We start from the raw sequence: 18,470 nt of genomic DNA on the forward strand, positions 1-18,470 counted from the left end.
TGCAATCGCAGGCAAGCCAGCTCCCACAAAAGCTTGCTCCAGCAAGGGGTTGTGTTGACTGATATCGTGATTTTTATTGCGTGATACCACCAAATCAGAGCGAGATTGGATGTGAGCAAGAGAGCCTATAACTTCTGTGCCGGTCCTGCGGCGCTTCCCGAAGCTGTCCTGAAGCGCGCCCCAGGCTGAACTTCTTGATTGGCACGGCAAGGGTCTGTCGGTCATGGAAATGAGCCATCGCAGTGATGAGTTCGTGTCCATTGCCACCAAGGCCGAGCAGGATCTGCGTGATCTGCTGAATATCCCCTCGAACTATAAAGTGCTGTTTCTGCAAGGTGGCGCGAGCCAGCAATTTGCTCAGATTCCTCTGAACCTGTTGCCGGAAAGCGGCACCGCCGACTATATCGACACCGGTATCTGGTCGCAGAAAGCTATCGAAGAAGCCTCGCGCTACGGCCACGTCAATGTTGCCGCCACCGCCAAGCCTTACGACTATTTCGCTATTCCCGGTCAGAACGAATGGAGCCTGTCGAAAGATGCGGCCTACGTTCACTACGCACCGAACGAAACCATTGGCGGCCTGGAATTCCAGTGGATCCCGGAAACCGGTGATGTACCGCTGGTTGCCGACATGTCCTCGGACATTCTCTCGCGTCCGGTGGATGTCTCGCGCTTCGGCATGATCTACGCCGGCGCCCAGAAAAACATCGGCCCGAGCGGCATCGTCGTGAACATCGTTCGCGAAGACCTGCTGGGTCACGCCCGTTCCATTTGCCCGACCATGCTCAACTACAAGGTCGCGGCCGATAACGGTTCGATGTACAACACCCCGCCAACCCTGGCCTGGTACTTGTCCGGTCTGGTGTTCGAGTGGCTGAAAGAGCAGGGTGGTGTTGAAGCCATCGGCAAGCTCAATGAAGTGAAGCAGCGCACGCTGTATGACTTCATCGACGCCAGCGGCATGTACAGCAACCCGATCAACAAGTCGGACCGCTCGTGGATGAACGTGCCGTTCCGTCTGGCCGACGATCGTCTCGACAAGCCGTTCCTGGCCGGTGCCGACGAGCGCGGCCTGCTGAACCTCAAGGGCCACCGTTCCGTGGGCGGCATGCGTGCCTCCATCTATAACGCCGTCGATATCGTTGCGGTCAACGCGCTGGTTTCGTACATGGCAGAGTTCGAGAAGGAACACGGTTAATGTCTGAGCAAGAACTCAAGGCACTGCGCCTGCGCATTGATGCTCTGGACGAAAAAGTCCTGGAGCTGATCAGTGAGCGCGCACGCTGCGCCCAAGAAGTTGCGCGAGTAAAGATGGCCTCGCTGGCCGAAGGCGAAGTGCCGGTGTTCTATCGTCCCGAGCGTGAAGCTCAGGTGCTCAAGCGTGTGATGGAGCGTAACCAGGGGCCGCTGGGCAACGAAGAAATGGCGCGGCTGTTCCGCGAAATCATGTCCTCGTGCCTGGCCCTCGAGCAGCCGCTGAAAGTGGCGTACCTCGGCCCTGAAGGCACCTTCACTCAGGCTGCGGCCATGAAGCACTTCGGCCACGCGGTGATCAGCAAGCCGATGGCGGCGATCGACGAAGTGTTCCGTGAAGTGGCAGCCGGTGCGGTGAACTTTGGCGTGGTTCCGGTGGAAAACTCCACCGAAGGCGCGGTCAACCACACCCTCGACAGCTTCCTCGAACACGACATGGTGATCTGTGGCGAAGTCGAGCTGCGTATTCACCATCACCTGTTGGTGGGTGAAAACACCAAGACCGACAGCATCAGCCGCATCTATTCCCACGCCCAGTCCCTGGCCCAGTGCCGCAAGTGGCTGGACGCCCATTACCCGAATGTCGAGCGCGTGGCGGTTTCGAGCAACGCCGAAGCGGCCAAGCGGGTCAAGGGTGAGTGGAACTCGGCGGCGATTGCCGGCGACATGGCCGCCGGTCTGTACGGGTTGACTCGTCTGGCCGAAAAAATCGAGGATCGTCCGGACAACTCCACGCGATTCCTGATGATCGGCAGCCAGGAAGTGCCGCCGACCGGCGACGACAAGACCTCGATCATCGTCTCCATGAGCAACAAACCCGGCGCGCTCCACGAGCTGCTGGTGCCGTTCCACGACAATGGAATCGACCTGACGCGCATCGAGACCCGTCCGTCGCGCAGCGGTAAATGGACCTACGTGTTCTTCATCGACTTCGTCGGCCACCATCGCGATCCGCTGATCAAAGGTGTGCTGGAAAAGATCAGTCAGGAAGCAGTAGCACTCAAAGTGCTGGGTTCCTACCCGAAAGCAGTTCTCTAAGGGCGGTAGCAAATGAGTGGCAACTTCCTCGCTCTGGCACAGCCGGGCGTGCAACAACTTTCGCCTTACGTTCCGGGCAAGCCCGTGGACGAACTGGCCCGCGAGCTGAACCTCGATCCGGCCAATATCGTCAAACTGGCGAGCAACGAAAACCCGTTGGGCGCCAGTCCGAAGGCACTGGCAGCCATTCGCGAGGCGCTGACCGAACTGACCCGCTATCCGGACGGTAACGGTTTTGCGCTCAAGACCCTGCTGGCCGATCAATGCCGAGTCGAGCTGAACCAGGTAACGCTGGGCAACGGCTCCAACGACATTCTGGAGCTGGTGGCGCGTGCCTATCTGGCGCCGGGCCTGAACGCGGTGTTCAGTGCGCATGCGTTTGCGGTCTATCCGATCGTTACCCAGGCCGTCGGTGCCCAGGCAAAAGTGATCCCGGCCAAAGACTGGGGCCATGATCTGTCGGCCATGCTCGCCGCGATCGATGCCGATACTCGCGTGGTGTTCATTGCCAACCCGAACAACCCGACCGGGACCTGGTTCGACGCCCAAGCGCTGGACGATTTCCTGCAGGACGTGCCGGCCCATGTGCTGGTGGTGCTGGACGAGGCCTACATCGAGTACGCCGAAGGCAGCGACTTGCCCGATGGCCTGGACTATCTGGCGGCCTACCCGAACCTGCTGGTCTCGCGCACCTTCTCCAAGGCCTATGGTCTGGCGTCGCTGCGGGTTGGCTATGGTTTGTCCTCGGCCATCGTCGCCGATGTGCTGAATCGCGTGCGTCAGCCGTTCAACGTCAACAGCCTCGCACTGGCGGCCGCTTGTGCGGCGCTGCAAGACGTCGAGTACCTGGCCGAAAGCCGTCGCCTGAACGAGTCCGGCATGCAGCAGTTGCAAGCGGGTTTCCGCGAGCTGGGGTTGAGCTGGATTCCATCCAAAGGCAACTTCATCTGTGTCGATCTGGGTCGCGTTGCGGCTCCAGTGTTCGAGGGGTTGCTGCGTGAAGGCGTGATCGTGCGTCCGGTGGCCAACTACGGCATGCCGAACCACCTGCGTATCACCATCGGTTTGCCGGCAGAAAACAGCCGTTTCCTCGAGGCGCTGACCAAGGTTATGGCTCGTGGTTGATGTCACTGCACTGCAATCTGCTCAGCCTATGATCGGTCGCCTGGTGGTGGTCGGCCTGGGGTTGATCGGCGGTTCGTTTGCCAAAGGCTTGCGTGAAAGCGGCCTGTGCCGCGAAGTGGTCGGGGTCGATCTCGATCCGCAGTCGCGCAAGCTGGCAGTCGAGTTGGGCGTGGTGGATCGCTGCGAAGAAGACTTGGCAGCGGCTTGCCAGGGCGCTGACGTTATTCAACTGGCGGTACCAATCCTGGCCATGGAGAAATTGCTCGCGCTGTTGGCGGGCATGAACCTGGGGCAAGCGATTCTGACCGATGTCGGCAGTGCCAAGGGCAACGTCGTGCGTGCGGCGACCGAAGCGTTTGGCGGCATGCCGGCGCGTTTCGTGCCGGGGCATCCGATTGCCGGTTCCGAGCAGAGCGGGGTGGAAGCCTCCAATGCCGACCTGTTCCGTCGCCATAAAGTGATTCTGACGCCGCTGGATCAGACCGACCCGGCCGCCCTGGCGGTGGTCGACCGGTTGTGGCGCGAACTGGGTGCCGATGTCGAGCACATGCAGGTCGAGCGTCACGACGAAGTGTTGGCGGCGACCAGCCATTTGCCGCACTTGCTGGCGTTCGGTTTGGTCGATTCGTTGGCCAAACGCAATGAAAATCTTGAGATCTTCCGTTACGCTGCGGGCGGTTTCCGCGATTTCACAAGAATCGCCGGTAGCGACCCGGTCATGTGGCACGACATCTTCCTCGCCAACCGCGAAGCTGTCCTGCGCACACTCGATACATTTCGCAGCGATCTCGACGCCTTGCGCGACGCGGTCGATGCAGGGGATGGGCACCAATTATTGGGCGTGTTCACGCGCGCCCGGGTTGCCCGCGAGCATTTCAGTAAAATCCTGGCCCGCCGGGCCTATGTGGACGCTATGAATTCCAACGATCTGATTTTCCTGGCACAACCTGGTGGCCGCCTGACTGGGCGGATTCGTGTACCGGGCGACAAATCGATTTCCCACCGTTCGATCATGCTCGGTTCCCTGGCCGAAGGCGTCACCGAAGTGGAAGGTTTCCTCGAGGGCGAAGACGCCTTGGCGACCCTGCAAGCTTTTCGCGACATGGGTGTCGTCATCGAAGGTCCGCACCACGGTCGTGTGACCATCCACGGCGTCGGCCTGCATGGCCTGAAGCCTGCGCCGGGCCCGATCTATCTGGGCAACTCCGGCACTTCGATGCGTCTGCTGTCTGGCCTTTTGGCTGCGCAGAACTTCGACAGTACGCTGACCGGCGACGCTTCGCTGTCCAAGCGTCCGATGAATCGCGTGGCCAATCCGCTGCGTGAAATGGGCGCCGTGATCGAGACCGCTGCTGAAGGTCGTCCACCGATGACCATTCGTGGTGGCAACAAGCTCAAGGGCCTGACTTACACCATGCCAATGGCCAGCGCCCAGGTTAAATCCTGCCTGTTGCTGGCGGGTCTGTATGCCGAAGGCAAGACCACCGTCACCGAGCCGGCACCGACTCGCGATCACACCGAGCGCATGCTGCGCGGCTTCGGCTATCCGGTGACCGTCAACGGCGCGACTGCCTCGGTCGAGTCCGGCCACAAGTTGACCGCGACCCACATTGAAGTGCCGGGCGATATCTCGTCGTCGGCGTTCTTCCTCGTGGCGGCGTCGATTGCCGAAGGTTCGGAGCTGGTGCTTGAGCACGTCGGCATCAACCCGACCCGTACCGGCGTGATCGACATCCTGCGCCTGATGGGCGCTGACATCACCCTGGAAAACCAGCGTGAAGTGGGCGGCGAACCGGTAGCGGATCTGCGCGTGCGGGCAGCTAAACTCAAAGGTATCGAGATCCCTGAAGCGCTGGTTCCACTGGCTATCGACGAGTTCCCGGTGCTGTTCGTGGCCGCTGCATGTGCCGAAGGGCGCACCGTGCTGCGCGGCGCCGAAGAGCTGCGCGTGAAGGAGTCGGACCGGATCCAGGTGATGGCGGACGGTCTGCTGGCGCTGGGCGTCAAGTGTGAGCCAACCCCGGACGGCATCATTATCGACGGCGGCCAGATCGGCGGCGGCGAAGTGCACGGTCACGGCGATCACCGAATTGCCATGGCCTTCAGCGTGGCTTCGCTGCGCGCCACTGCACCGATTCGCATCCATGATTGCGCCAACGTCGCGACCTCGTTCCCGAACTTCCTTGCGCTGTGCGCGCAGGTCGGTATCCGTGTTGCACAAGAGGCTCAGTCGTGAAAATCATCGCACCGGTCATCACCATTGATGGGCCAAGCGGCTCTGGCAAGGGCACAGTCGCCGGGATGCTGGCCAAGCGCCTGGGCTGGAACTTGCTGGATTCCGGTGCGCTGTACCGATTGCTGGCGTTCGCGGCGTATAACCATGGCGTCGATCTGACGAATGAAGAGCTGCTCAAAAAACTGGCCGCTCATCTGGATGTGCAATTCATCGCGGCGACCGACGGTCAGCTGCAGCGCATCATTCTGGAAGGCGACGAAGTCAGCGATGTCATTCGCACCGAAAGTATCGGCTCGGGCGCCTCGCAGGTCGCTGCGCTGCCCGCCGTGCGTGAGGCGCTGCTTCAGCGCCAGCGGGCCTTTCAGGAATTACCGGGTCTGGTGGCCGATGGTCGCGACATGGGCACGGTGGTATTTCCCGACGCACCGTTGAAGATTTTCCTGACCGCCAGTGCCGAGGAGCGTGCGCGCCGTCGATACTTGCAGTTGAAGGGCAAAGTCGATGGTGTTAGTCTGTCGAGTCTGCTAGATGAGATACGTGCGCGCGATGAGCGCGACACCCAGCGAGCGGTAGCCCCGCTCAAACCGGCGGCTGACGCCATCCAGCTGGATTCCACGGAATTATCCATCGATCAGGTGCTGGAACGCATCATGAGCGAAATCGCCATTCGCGATATCGCCGGGTGACCAAGAAGCTTCGCAGGGGACCAGTCATAGTCCTGCGGCGCTTCTTTAAAATGAAACTAACCCACATCGTCTGGGATGTGGAGATGGGCGTATTCTTCGCCCTCATCAACAGGAATTAAAATGAGCGAAAGCTTTGCGGAACTCTTTGAAGAAAGCCTAAAAACCCTGAACCTTCAGGCAGGCTCCATCATCACCGGTGTTATCGTTGATATCGATTACCAGGCTCGCTGGGTAACCGTTCACGCTGGCCTGAAGTCTGAAGCACTCATCCCGCTTGAGCAGTTCTACAACGACGCTGGCGAACTGAACATCAACGTCGGTGACGAAGTTCACGTTGCGCTGGACTCGGTTGAAGACGGCTTCGGTGAAACCAAGCTGTCCCGTGAAAAAGCCAAGCGCGCTGAATGCTGGATTGTTCTGGAAGCAGCCTTCGCAGCCGAAGAAGTGGTCAAGGGCGTTATCAACGGTAAGGTTAAAGGCGGCTTCACTGTCGACGTTAACGGCATCCGTGCGTTCCTGCCAGGTTCTCTGGTTGACGTCCGTCCAGTGCGCGACACCACGCACCTGGAAGGCAAAGAGCTGGAATTCAAGGTCATCAAACTCGACCAGAAACGCAACAACGTTGTCGTTTCCCGTCGCAGCGTCCTCGAAGCCGAGAACTCCGCCGAGCGTGAAGCTCTGCTGGAATCCCTGCAGGAAGGCCAGCAAGTCAAAGGTATCGTCAAGAACCTCACAGATTACGGCGCATTCGTCGATCTGGGTGGCGTCGATGGCCTGCTGCACATTACCGACATGGCTTGGAAGCGTATCAAGCATCCTTCCGAAATCGTCAACGTTGGCGACGAGATCGATGTCAAGGTTCTGAAGTACGATCGCGAACGCAATCGTGTTTCCCTGGGCCTCAAGCAACTGGGCGAAGATCCATGGGTTGCTATCAAAGCCCGTTACCCAGAAAGCACTCGCGTTACCGCTCGTGTAACCAACCTGACCGACTACGGCTGCTTCGCTGAGCTGGAAGAAGGCGTTGAAGGCCTGGTACACGTTTCCGAAATGGACTGGACCAACAAGAACATCCACCCTTCGAAAGTCGTACAAGTCGGCGACGAAGTGGAAGTTATGGTTCTGGACATCGACGAAGAGCGTCGTCGTATCTCCCTCGGCATCAAGCAGTGCAAATCTAACCCATGGGAAGATTTCTCTGGCCAGTTCAACAAGGGCGATAAAATCTCCGGCACCATCAAGTCGATCACCGATTTCGGTATCTTCATTGGTCTGGACGGCGGCATCGACGGTCTGGTTCACCTGTCCGACATCTCCTGGAACGAAGTGGGCGAAGAAGCCGTTCGCCGCTTCAAGAAGGGCGACGAGCTGGACACCGTTATCCTGTCGGTTGACCCAGAGCGCGAGCGCATCTCCCTGGGTATCAAGCAACTGGAAAGCGATCCGTTCTCCGAGTACGTTCAAGAGAACGACAAAGGCGCCATCGTTAAAGGCATCGTGAAAGAAGTTGACGCTAAAGGCGCCATCATCACTCTGGCCGACGATATCGAAGCGACTCTGAAAGCCTCCGAAATCAGCCGTGACCGCGTTGAAGACGCGCGCAACGTTCTGAAAGAAGGCGAAGAAGTAGAAGCCAAGATCATCAGCGTTGACCGCAAGAGCCGCGTAATCCAGCTCTCGATCAAGTCGAAAGACGTTGAAGACGAGAAAGAAGCCATCCAAAGCTTGAAAGACAAGCCTTCGGATAGCATCGCTGCTGGTCCTACCACTCTGGGCGACCTGTTGCGTGCACAAATGGAAAAACAGAACTGAGTTCTGTCAGACCATAGAAAAAGGGCGACTTCGGTCGCCCTTTTTTGTGTCTACGATTTGGTGAATCCAAGCGTGCTGATGCCGCCTTATTTCTTTCGTGAAACCAATGATCTACATAAACTGTCTGTAACTTCATACAGGTCAATCGTCTATTCAAGGCTAGGCTTAGTCTGAAGTGAACGACCGCCGTGCAATGCGCCCGGCATAAGGAAGTGAATGAACAAGCTCATTGTCGTGATAGCAGTACTGACATTGGCAGGTTGTACCACCAGCGCCAAGACTCATGCGGTACGCGGAGTCAGTGGTATAGAGATCGATTGTTCAGGATTGGGCTCCGGATGGGAGAGGTGTCACAAGAGAGCCGCCAGGGAGTGCAAGGGTGCAGGTTATAAAGTTGTTGTAAGGTCCGATGACGCGAAGGAGGAAGATGAATTCCCTTTTGGCTTCAATCCCGCGGGTTATCTGACGCGCACCATGCTGGTTATCTGTAGGTGAATGCCGGGTTTGAGCAATGTTCCGATGTTCTGAAATCGGGCACCTCATTGCAAGGAAAGATATGTCAAAACTCGGGCTGTTCAAATTTCTCCGGGCATGCTAAAACCTTTGAAGCGCTTTTCCTAGCTGCTTGAAAAAGAAGGGAAAAATATGACGAAGTCGGAGTTGATCGAACGAATTGTCACCCATCAAGGGCTGCTCTCATCCAAGGATGTGGAGCTGGCCATCAAGACCATGCTTGAGCAAATGTCCCAATGTCTGGCCACCGGTGATCGAATCGAGATCCGTGGTTTTGGCAGCTTCTCCCTGCACTATCGCGCGCCGCGCGTAGGCCGCAATCCGAAAACCGGTCAGTCCGTCAGCCTCGACGGCAAGTTCGTTCCGCATTTCAAGCCAGGCAAAGAACTGCGCGATCGCGTGAACGAAGAAGAGGAGGAGGGGCTTTGACAGCTGCTGCACTTCAAGGAACCGCTGATGCGTAACCTCAAGCGCGTACTTCTCGCTGTATTTGTCCTATTGCTCGTTCTGGCGATCCTGGCGTTCGTTCTTGAGAACCAGCAAAGCGTGTCACTGTTATTCCTGGGCTGGGCAGGTCCACAATTGCCTGTGTCGCTGATCATGGTGATTGCGCTGCTGATTGGCATGGTGATCGGGCCGATTCTCGGCTGGTTTCTGGGACGTACGTCCAGAGCCTCACGCAAGCGCCTTGTCTGACGGCGACAAACCCGTTGTACGCGTCTAATTTGCGTCGCAGCTTGTCCATATCCATTAGTAAAACCTTCATTAAGCTGTAAAATGCTGCGCTTGATCGATAAGGCATTCCCGAATCGGTTCAGACTGACTCTGTCAGAAGCCTCAGCTGACTTGATGGCTTTTGCATTCATGGATTAGACAGTGCGCGATTGGCGGCCCTGTCAGCAACTTAAGGGTATGGTTTCGCGTGAAAATTCTAGTTACCGGCGGCGCCGGGTTTATCGGCTCGGCAGTCATTCGTCATATCATCTCCAACACTAACGACTCTGTCGTTAACGTCGATAAACTGACTTATGCCGGTAATCTTGAGTCGCTGGCCGAAGTCAGCCAGAACTCGCGTTACGTGTTCGAGCGCGTCGACATCTGCGACCGTGATCAAGTAGACCGTGTCCTGCGTGAACACCAACCAGATGCCATCATGCACCTGGCCGCAGAGTCCCACGTTGACCGCTCGATCTCCGGTCCGTCTGAATTCATCCAGACCAACATCATTGGCACCTACACCTTGCTGGAAGCTGCACGCCATTATTGGGCGGCACTGGATGATGCGCGTAAAGCCAACTTCCGCTTCCATCATATTTCCACCGACGAAGTCTACGGAGACCTCGAAGGTCCGGAAGACCTCTTCACCGAAACCACGCCGTATCAGCCAAGCTCGCCGTACTCGGCCAGCAAGGCCAGTTCCGATCACCTGGTTCGCGCCTGGAGCCGCACCTACGGTCTGCCGACTCTGGTGACCAACTGCTCGAACAACTACGGTCCTTGCCACTTCCCTGAGAAGTTGATCCCGCTGATCATTCTTAATGCACTGGAAGGCAAGCCGCTGCCGGTCTACGGCAAAGGTAACCAGGTCCGTGACTGGCTCTATGTCGAAGACCACGCCCGCGCGCTTTACAAAGTCGTGACCGAAGGCGTAATCGGCGAGACCTACAACATCGGCGGCCATAACGAGAAGCAAAACATCGAAGTGGTGCATACCCTGTGCGCACTGCTCGACGAACTGCGTCCAGACTCTGCTCATCGTCCACATGCCAGCCTGATCACCTACGTCCAGGATCGCCCGGGCCACGACCAGCGCTACGCGATCGATGCCAGCAAAATCCAGCGCGAGCTGGGTTGGGCGCCGGAAGAGACCTTTGACACCGGTATTCGCAAGACCGTCGAGTGGTACCTCAACAACACTGAGTGGGTGGCTCACGTGAAGAGCGGCAGCTACCAACAGTGGATTGACCAGAACTACGCGGATCGTTCGGACAAGGCATGAAAATCCTCCTGTTGGGAAAAAACGGCCAGGTCGGCTGGGAGTTGCAACGCTCCCTTGCACCGCTTGGTGAGTTGATCGCCTTGGACCGTCACTCGGTCGATGGTTTGAACGGCGACCTGTCCGACCTCGACGCACTGCGTGCGACGATCCGTCAGGTTAAGCCCGACGTCATCGTCAACGCTGCGGCCTACACCGCTGTCGATAAAGCTGAATCCGAGACAGAGCTGGCCGACCGCGTAAACGGTCAGGCGAGTCAGGTCATGGCTGAAGAGGCTGCATCCCTGGGCGCCTGGCTGATTCACTATTCGACCGACTATGTGTTCAGTGGTGAAGGCCTGAAGCCATGGCAAGAGACAGATGCCGTCGCCCCGGTGAATCACTACGGCACCAGCAAACTGGCCGGCGAACAAGCGATTACTGCTTCGGGCTGCAAGCACCTGATCTTCCGCACCAGTTGGGTCTATGGCGCGCGCGGCAACAACTTTGCCAAGACCATGCTGCGTCTGGCCAAGGACCGCGAAACCCTGAGCGTCATCGCCGACCAGATCGGTGCCCCGACCGGTGCAGATTTGATTGCCGACGTGACGGCGTTGGCCATTCAACAAGTCTTGCAGCGCCCTGAACTGGCGGGCCTGTATCACCTGGCGGCCGCCGGCGAAGTGTCCTGGCACGGCTATGCCAGCCATGTGATCGGTTTTGCCAAAGCCAACGGCGAAGAACTCGCCGTCACGGTGATCAATCCGATAGATACGACCGCCTACCCAACACCGGCGCGCCGCCCTCTGAACTCACGGTTGAACACTCAGAAGCTGCGCGACAATTTTTCTCTACACTTGCCGGATTGGCAAAGTGGTGTCACCCGAATGCTGATGGAAGTCCTGAATAAATGACCACGACAAATCGTAAAGGCATCATCCTCGCTGGCGGCTCGGGCACTCGTCTGCACCCGTTGACCCTCGGCGTGTCCAAGCAGATGCTGCCGATCTACGACAAGCCGATGATCTTCTATCCGCTGTCGGTGCTGATGCTCGCCGGTATGCGCGAAATCCTGATTATCTCCACCCCTGAAGACCTGCCAAGTTTCCAAAAATTGCTGGGTGACGGCAGTCTGTACGGCATCAAGCTGACCTACGCCGAGCAACCTAGCCCGGACGGCCTGGCACAAGCCTTCATCATTGGCGAAGAATTCATCGGCAAAGACCCTTGCTGTCTGATCCTGGGCGACAACATCTTCTACGGTCAGCACTTCTCGGAAAACCTGCGTTCCGCCACTACTCAAGAGCACGGTGCGACTGTATTTGGTTATCACGTATCCGATCCGGAGCGTTTCGGGGTCGTCGAGTTCGACGCTGCCGGCCGTGCCTTGAGCATCGAAGAGAAGCCGCTGAAGCCAAAATCCAGCTACGCGGTGACTGGCCTGTACTTCTACGACAACCAAGTCGTCGAGATCGCCAAGAATATCAAGCCATCCCCACGTGGTGAGCTGGAAATCACTGATGTTAACCGTGCATACCTCGAGCAGAAGACCCTCAACGTCGAAATGCTCGGTCGTGGTTTTGCCTGGCTGGATACCGGTACCCATGATTCGCTGCTGGAAGCCAGTCACTTCGTGCATACCATCGAGCAGCGTCAGGGGCTGAAAGTGGCTTGCCTGGAAGAGATCGCTTATCACAATGGCTGGATCACTGCCGAGCAGTTGGGTACTCAGGCCGATGCCCTGAAGAAAACGGGCTACGGTCAGTACCTGCAGAAACTCCTGGACTCGCCTTCCCACTGATTCGAAGGCTCAATCCTTTCGAACAGTAGCGTTTAATCAGTCCAGGCAGGAATGGCATGCCAGTAAAACATCCCAAGGTTGCGGTTTTGCTGGCTGCCTACAATGGCATGCAGTGGATCGAGGAGCAGTTGGCCTCGATCCTCGACCAGTCAGCTGTCGACCTAACCGTTTATATCAGTATCGACCCCTCCACTGATGGTACCGAGGCGTGGTGCGCGGTTTATGCTGCCCAGCACCCAAGCGTAATTGTATTACCTGCTGCTGGCGCCTTCGGAGGGGCTTCGCGCAACTTTTTCAGGTTGATCCGTGATGTTGATCTTGATAAATACGACTTTGTCGCCTTTGCCGATCAGGATGATGTATGGCACTTGGATAAGCTTCAGCGCGCGACCCATGCGATTCAGTCCCGTGAAATAGATGCCTATTCCAGTAACGTCACCGCTTTTTGGCCGAACGGCAGGACGCAGTTGCTGGACAAGGCTCAGCCTCAGGTTGCCTGGGACTTCCTGTTTGAAGCGGCTGGGCCAGGGTGCACGTATGTGATGAGTCAGAAGATGGTGGCGACTTTGAAGGCGTCCATGTTGAATAATTGGGCTGACCTGCAAGGTGTCAGCTTGCATGACTGGTATTGCTACGCCTTTGCGCGTAGCCACGGCTTCAAGTGGTTTATCGACCCGCAGCCATCCATGCAGTATCGCCAGCACGAGCGAAATCAGGTTGGGGCCAATACTGGCCTCAATCCGTTGATCGCGCGTTACAAGACGATTCATGACGGTTGGTGGTTCTCCCAGGTCCGGCTAATTGCATGTCAGGTGGGGCGAAGTACTGATCCTTTCGTTCAGGGCTGGTTACGTCTAGGGCGCGCGCAGTTATTGAGGCTCTCTTTAAGTGCCTGGAAATGTCGTCGGCGTGCGCGGGATAAGGTTTTCTTTTTTTTGATTTGTTGGGCCACTGCATTGATCGGAAGTAAATCCAGATGAAAGGTCCGCAGGTTTTAGTGACGGGCGCGACCGGATTTGTCGGCGAGGCTGTGGTCTTCAGGTTGTTGCTCGACAAGAAATTCACCCCCGTCGCCGCGGTTCGCGCAAGCACGCGTTTGAGCGGTTTGTGCCGAGTCGTCCCCTTCGATCTTGATCTGCCAATAGGCAAGTCGATGCTGGAAGGCGTCGCCGTTGTCATTCATTGTGCGGCCAGGGTGCACGTCATGAACGAAACGGCTGCGGACAGCCTCGCGGCGTTTCGTAAAGCCAATGTCGAGGGCACCGTTCGGCTTGCCAGGCGTGCAGCAGAGTCCGGCGTGAAGCGTTTTATTTTTATCAGCTCGATCAAAGTGAATGGCGAAAGCACAGTTCGCGATATGCCGTTCAAGGCTACGGATACGCCCGCGCCAGTTGATCCTTATGGGGTGTCCAAGCGCGAGGCAGAGGCTGCGTTGATGCAAATCAGCCTGGAAACCGGAATGGAGGTCGTTGTCATCCGTCCGCCCCTCGTTTACGGGCCGGGTGTCAAAGCCAACTTCCTCAGCATGATGCGTTGGCTGGATCGCGGCGTGCCTTTGCCATTGGGCGCTATTAATAATCAGCGCAGTCTGGTCGCACTCGGAAATCTCACGGACCTGGTGGTGACCTGCATTGACAACCCTGCTGCCGTCGGTCAGGTCTTTCTGGTTAGCGATGGCGAAGATCTGTCCACGACCCAATTGCTGCACCGTATGGCATTTGCATTGGGCAAGGTCGCGAGACTGCTGCCAGTGCCTTCGGGGTTGTTGAGAGTGACCGCCTCGATGGTGGGCAAGTCAGGGGTTGCCGAGCGGCTGTGTGGTTCTTTGCAGGTGGATATCCAGCCCACACGCGAGTTGCTTGGATGGCGTCCGCCTATCAGTACAGAAAAGGCTTTGCGTCAGGCTGCCGCCCATTATCGGGATAAAGAGACAAGATGATTTTTGCGTTATTGGTGGTGGTGTTTGCTATTTCTTGGGGGCTGACCCGGTTTTTGCGCCGGTATGCCTTGTCCCGAAGCCTGATGGATATTCCGAACGAGCGTAGCGCTCATTCTGTTCCCACGCCTCGCGGGGGCGGTGTATCAATCGTTGTCGCGTTTTTGTTCGCGCTTCCAGTTCTGACATTGTTGGAGTTGTTGCCGTTGCCGGTGCTGATAGCATTGTCGGGGGCGGGAATGTTGATTGCAGCAATCGGCTTCGCCGATGACCATGGTCATATCGCTGCGAGGTGGCGATTGCTGGGGCACTTTATCGCAGCGGGTTGGGCGTTGTTCTGGCTTAACGGGCTGGCGCCCATTGAGCTGTTGGGTGTTTCGCTGACGCCGGGATGGTTGGGCGGTGTCGTTGGGGCGATTTATCTGGTCTGGATGCTTAATCTCTATAACTTCATGGACGGTATCGATGGTTTAGCCAGTGCTGAAGCTATCAGCGTGTGTTTGGGGATGTGTCTGGTCTATTGGGTGGGTGGCGTTGTTGAACTGGTTTGGGCTCCGTTGGTGCTGGCGGGGGCCGTTGCGGGTTTTCTTTGCTGGAATTTTCCGCCTGCCCGGATCTTTATGGGCGATGCGGGTAGCGGCTTCCTCGGCATCATACTCGGGGCGATGGCGCTTCAAGCGGCCTGGAGCAAGCCGGAGCTGATTTGGAGTTGGTTGATTCTGCTAGGGGTTTTTATTGTTGATGCGACTTGGACACTTGTTCGGCGGCTGATTCGTGGAGATAAGGTCTATCAGGCTCATAGTAGTCATGCCTATCAGAACGCGGCGCGTCGTTGGGGGCATAAAAAGGTGACGATAAGTGTGGCAGTCATCAATGTCGCTTTTTTGCTGCCGCTCTCGATTCTGGTTGTACACGGTCATTTGAATGTCGTGGCAGGGATATTCGTGGCGTATGCTCCGCTCGTCTGTTTGGCTTATCTATTCAAGGCGGGCAGGTCATAAATTCTAATCAAGTTGACATTGCTCTTTGCTTCTTTGCTTCATAGGGGTTTCTGGTTTGCTCATTCGGCGGTGACAAGCCTGGTGCACCCATCCGTCAGTCCTTTGTGCTGGTGTGTCGCTGGACGGTGAATGGGAAGGCAATGATCTGGCTGGCGATCGTTTTGCAGCCGTATTCAATTTAGTGCGTTTGACGCACGTCATGGCCTTCTCGCGAATATCGTCCAGAATGCCTGCATCGAAAAAAAGCCCCGCGAATCGGTATGTGTTCGGTAGAATGTGCGGTTATGACTCGCGTCCGGATTGAGCTTGCGCTGCATGCGCAGGACCTTCTGATTCAGGTCGTGAGCGCGGCTCCGCGGGCCTGTATTTATGCATGGACGCGGATCGCTATGTCTCTTTTTCATTTTTTTGTTTATTTATTGGCCGGTCCGTTTGTTGTTGCATTGACCGAAGGGCGGGGAAGTGTTCAGAGATGGGAAGTCTTATGGATAGACGTCAGATAAACGTGGGCTGGTGCGTAGCCTCACTGTCGCTCGACATGGCCAGCGTGCGCTACCGGGCATTACTTCCTTTGTTGGCACTTGAAGCGCAAGGCTTTATCTGCAGTCTGTTTACCAGTCGAGGCCCTGTCAATCTTGAAAGCCTCGATGCTCTTGTCATCGTCAAAGCCTTTTCTGTTGAAAGCCTGGCATTGGTTCAGCGTGCCCGGGCACTTAACATACCCGTCATTATCGATCTGTGTGACAACATTTTTGTGCCAGGTTATGGAAAGGGGCCGTTGGGCACGCATGGCGAAATGTTCACCAGAATGGCCCAACTTGCAACTGCCGTTGTGACAACCACCGAACCTTTGGCAGACGTTATAAAGGCTCATGTGCCGGGCGTTGTCGTGCACGTCATTCCCGATGGCCTGGCTTCTGAAACGGTAACGGACGAAGGCAGCAAGCTCATCGAAGGCGCCAGGGCGATAGAAAAAAACACGGCCCCATCCTTGTGGCGCAACCGGTTGAAGAAGTTGTCGAATGAGATCAAGGATTCAGGGGGTATCCACACGTTCAAACGTTTGCTGAAGATGTTTAAGCATTTGCTGAAAAAGCAATTGCAACTCGTCAGAAAAAAGCGTGGCAGGGATGGTTCGATCGCAACGGTCATGGCCATTCCGAGAGCGCTTTTGCGCCCGCTTCGGAAACAAGTGGTCAGCTTCAAAAAGGCGACGGTTGTCGCCGCTCCCGTGATTATCCCCGTCATTTCAAATACCCCGGCCCGCGATCCGTCGAAAACCATGTATTTGCTGTGGTTCGGAAATCACGGCGCTGATTACGCTGCTTTCGGCATGTTGGACCTGCTTCTCATTCAGAATGCCTTGGAAGCGATCGCGCTGGAATATCCGGTTGAGCTTGTGGTGATCAGTAACAATGCTGCCAAGTACGAGCGCTTTATCAAGCCGATGGCAATTGCATCGCGCTATGTGGAATGGTCGATCAACGTTTTAGACGATTGGATGGCTGTTTCACGGGTTGTTCTGATCCCCAACTCCTGCGATCCGTTCAGCGTCTGCAAGTCCGCCAATCGAACGGTTCACGCCCTGATCCAAGGCATTCCTGTCGTCGCTACCGCAACGCCTGCATTGTCGCCGCTGGCTGGCAGCATCATGACCGGTGATTTTTTGCAGGGGCTGCGTCGTTATCTGTCGAGCACCGAAAATGGTCGCCAGGACGTAGCACTCGCCAGGACGCTGATCGAGCAGCACTTCAGCTCTGCTGTCATTGGTTCTCTGTGGCGGGATGCGCTGCAATCGGTCATCGCTCAAAGCTCCGGCGCAGCAGATGTCCACGGAGCAGAGGTCCTGGTGGTACTGCACCTGGTCCAGGATCTTGATCTTGCGCTGCCCATCATTCTTGAACTCAAACAGCGCGAGATAGCAGTGCAAGTGGTGTGCAGCCACGCATTGCTCAAGGCTTCTCCGCGAGTAATGAAAACCCTGTCACTTCATCAGAGCAATGTCCGGGTGGTGTCAGCCACCGAGCCATTGGTTTCATTCCGTTTCGGTTCCCGGACCAGAGCGCTCCTGACGGTGTCGGAAACCAATCTCAGTCCTCATCAATTCAGTCGCACGCTTACCGAGGCGGCGAAGGTCGCCGGCATCATGACCGCGACCTTGCAACATGGCCTCGAGAATGTGGGGTTGACCTATAGCGACAAGATCCATTCGATAGACCGGGTCAATTTCGCCGCCGACAGGATCTACCTTTGGGGCGGGCTAGACACCTTGCACGCAGATGTCAGCGCAGCCACTCGCGCAAAATGCGTTGCAATCGGTTGCTCCAAAGTTGGCCGGGATGAAAGCGCCAACCTGGATGCGTTGATCGCTCCCGAGGCGTGTGTGGTCGGTGTCTTTGAAAACCTGCACTGGCATCGTTACTCCGAAGCGTATCGGCAGTTTTTTCTTGAAGGGGTGACCTCGTTGGCGGATCAGTTCCCTTCCGTCACCTTTTTGATCAAGCCTCATCACGCGGGTCTGTGGCTGACCTCCCGTTACAAAGGAGACAAGCCCGTCGCCTCGAACCTGATCATCGCCGATCCCAAGCAGGCGGAATGGGAGCGTTATACCGCTGGCGGCCTGTTGGGTCGAATGAAAGCGGTCATCACCAGCCCCTCTACCGTGGCCCTCGATGCAGCAGCGCGGGGGTTGCCGGTTGCGGTGGTCAAGGGCGATCTCGACACTGATACCTATGCCCCGCTTTATACCATCGAGCAGATGGCGAACTGGTCCGCGTTCATCGAGTGCGTTCTGGATGAAAGCCAAGCGCCAGAGCTCAAGCACCTTTCCGAGCGCTTTGTAAACCGTATGGTCTTGGAAGGCGATGCCGCCGCCCGATTGGTTGACGACTTGCTCTCTACGTCCATGCTTAATGATGTCAGTGCTTGAAGGTGGCGGGCCGATGCGCATCTTGGGAATAAATGACAGCTCCTATAAAATAACCGGGCAACATCGAGCCGGTGATATTCGCTATGCGTGCTCCAGCAACGTCACCCCTGCAGAGCCTTGGACCAGAGCTTTAAATGAGTATCCGGTCCGCTATAGGCATCTTG

At 56.8% G+C, this 18,470-nt stretch carries 15 protein-coding genes and 1 pseudogene; all 16 read left to right on the forward strand.

All coding sequences use genetic code 11. The features are described 5' to 3' along the window. Positions 1-111 precede the first annotated feature (111 nt). Positions 112-1,198: pseudogene (gene serC / locus PSH65_RS08510) on the forward strand (3-phosphoserine/phosphohydroxythreonine transaminase). Continuing rightward, a complete protein-coding gene (pheA, locus tag PSH65_RS08515) occupies positions 1,198-2,292 on the forward strand; it encodes a prephenate dehydratase (RefSeq protein WP_030128742.1) in 1,095 nt (364 codons plus the stop codon). The pseudogene serC and the gene pheA overlap by 1 nt, the downstream one beginning before the upstream one ends. A gap of 12 nt (positions 2,293-2,304) precedes the next feature. After that, positions 2,305-3,417: a histidinol-phosphate transaminase gene (hisC, locus tag PSH65_RS08520; protein ID WP_063341135.1), complete on the forward strand. Its 1,113-nt coding sequence runs from the start codon at positions 2,305-2,307 to the stop codon at positions 3,415-3,417. A 28-nt stretch (positions 3,418-3,445) separates the two neighbouring features. Further along, complete coding sequence (locus PSH65_RS08525; RefSeq protein ID WP_305426958.1) at positions 3,446-5,653, forward strand: bifunctional prephenate dehydrogenase/3-phosphoshikimate 1-carboxyvinyltransferase; 2,208 nt, start codon at positions 3,446-3,448, stop codon at positions 5,651-5,653. After that, entirely contained in the window at positions 5,650-6,339 is a 690-nt protein-coding gene (cmk, locus tag PSH65_RS08530) for a (d)CMP kinase (protein ID WP_305425803.1), read from the forward strand. Before PSH65_RS08525 ends, cmk begins: the two co-directional genes overlap by 4 nt. Positions 6,340-6,459: 120 nt before the next feature. Further along, complete coding sequence (rpsA, locus tag PSH65_RS08535) at positions 6,460-8,151, forward strand: 30S ribosomal protein S1 (RefSeq protein WP_030128738.1); 1,692 nt, start codon at positions 6,460-6,462, stop codon at positions 8,149-8,151. Positions 8,152-8,367: 216 nt separating this feature from the next. Beyond that, a complete protein-coding gene (locus tag PSH65_RS08540) occupies positions 8,368-8,646 on the forward strand; it encodes a hypothetical protein (RefSeq protein ID WP_237886278.1) in 279 nt (92 codons plus the stop codon). Between the two features lie 150 nt (positions 8,647-8,796). After that, complete coding sequence (gene ihfB, locus PSH65_RS08545; protein WP_007899751.1) at positions 8,797-9,093, forward strand: integration host factor subunit beta; 297 nt, start codon at positions 8,797-8,799, stop codon at positions 9,091-9,093. A 27-nt stretch (positions 9,094-9,120) separates the two neighbouring features. Beyond that, the gene (locus tag PSH65_RS08550; RefSeq protein ID WP_305425806.1) at positions 9,121-9,360 is read left to right on the forward strand and encodes a LapA family protein; all 240 of its coding nucleotides are present in this window, start codon (positions 9,121-9,123) and stop codon (positions 9,358-9,360) included. Positions 9,361-9,586: 226 nt separating this feature from the next. Continuing rightward, a complete protein-coding gene (gene rfbB, locus PSH65_RS08555) occupies positions 9,587-10,663 on the forward strand; it encodes a dTDP-glucose 4,6-dehydratase (RefSeq protein WP_305425807.1) in 1,077 nt (358 codons plus the stop codon). Then, on the forward strand, positions 10,660-11,553 hold the full coding sequence (gene rfbD / locus PSH65_RS08560; RefSeq protein ID WP_305425808.1) for a dTDP-4-dehydrorhamnose reductase: 894 nt from the start codon (positions 10,660-10,662) through the stop codon (positions 11,551-11,553). Before rfbB ends, rfbD begins: the two co-directional genes overlap by 4 nt. Next, the gene (gene rfbA, locus PSH65_RS08565; protein ID WP_305425809.1) at positions 11,550-12,440 is read left to right on the forward strand and encodes a glucose-1-phosphate thymidylyltransferase RfbA; all 891 of its coding nucleotides are present in this window, start codon (positions 11,550-11,552) and stop codon (positions 12,438-12,440) included. The genes rfbD and rfbA overlap by 4 nt, the downstream gene beginning before the upstream one ends. Before the next feature lie 56 nt (positions 12,441-12,496). Then, positions 12,497-13,420 carry a glycosyltransferase gene (locus PSH65_RS08570; protein ID WP_305425810.1) on the forward strand — a complete coding sequence of 308 codons (924 nt, stop codon included), beginning with the start codon at positions 12,497-12,499 and terminating at the stop codon, positions 13,418-13,420. After that, a complete protein-coding gene (locus PSH65_RS08575) occupies positions 13,417-14,379 on the forward strand; it encodes an SDR family oxidoreductase (RefSeq protein WP_305425811.1) in 963 nt (320 codons plus the stop codon). The genes PSH65_RS08570 and PSH65_RS08575 overlap by 4 nt, the downstream gene beginning before the upstream one ends. After that, positions 14,376-15,377 carry a glycosyltransferase family 4 protein gene (locus PSH65_RS08580; RefSeq protein WP_305425813.1) on the forward strand — a complete coding sequence of 334 codons (1,002 nt, stop codon included), beginning with the start codon at positions 14,376-14,378 and terminating at the stop codon, positions 15,375-15,377. Before PSH65_RS08575 ends, PSH65_RS08580 begins: the two co-directional genes overlap by 4 nt. Before the next feature lie 484 nt (positions 15,378-15,861). Beyond that, a complete protein-coding gene (locus tag PSH65_RS08585) occupies positions 15,862-18,306 on the forward strand; it encodes a glycosyltransferase (protein ID WP_305425815.1) in 2,445 nt (814 codons plus the stop codon). Positions 18,307-18,470: the final 164 nt, after the last annotated feature.

It is taken from the genome of Pseudomonas sp. FP603, assembly GCF_030687415.1.
GTDB lineage: Bacteria > Pseudomonadota > Gammaproteobacteria > Pseudomonadales > Pseudomonadaceae > Aquipseudomonas > Aquipseudomonas wuhanensis.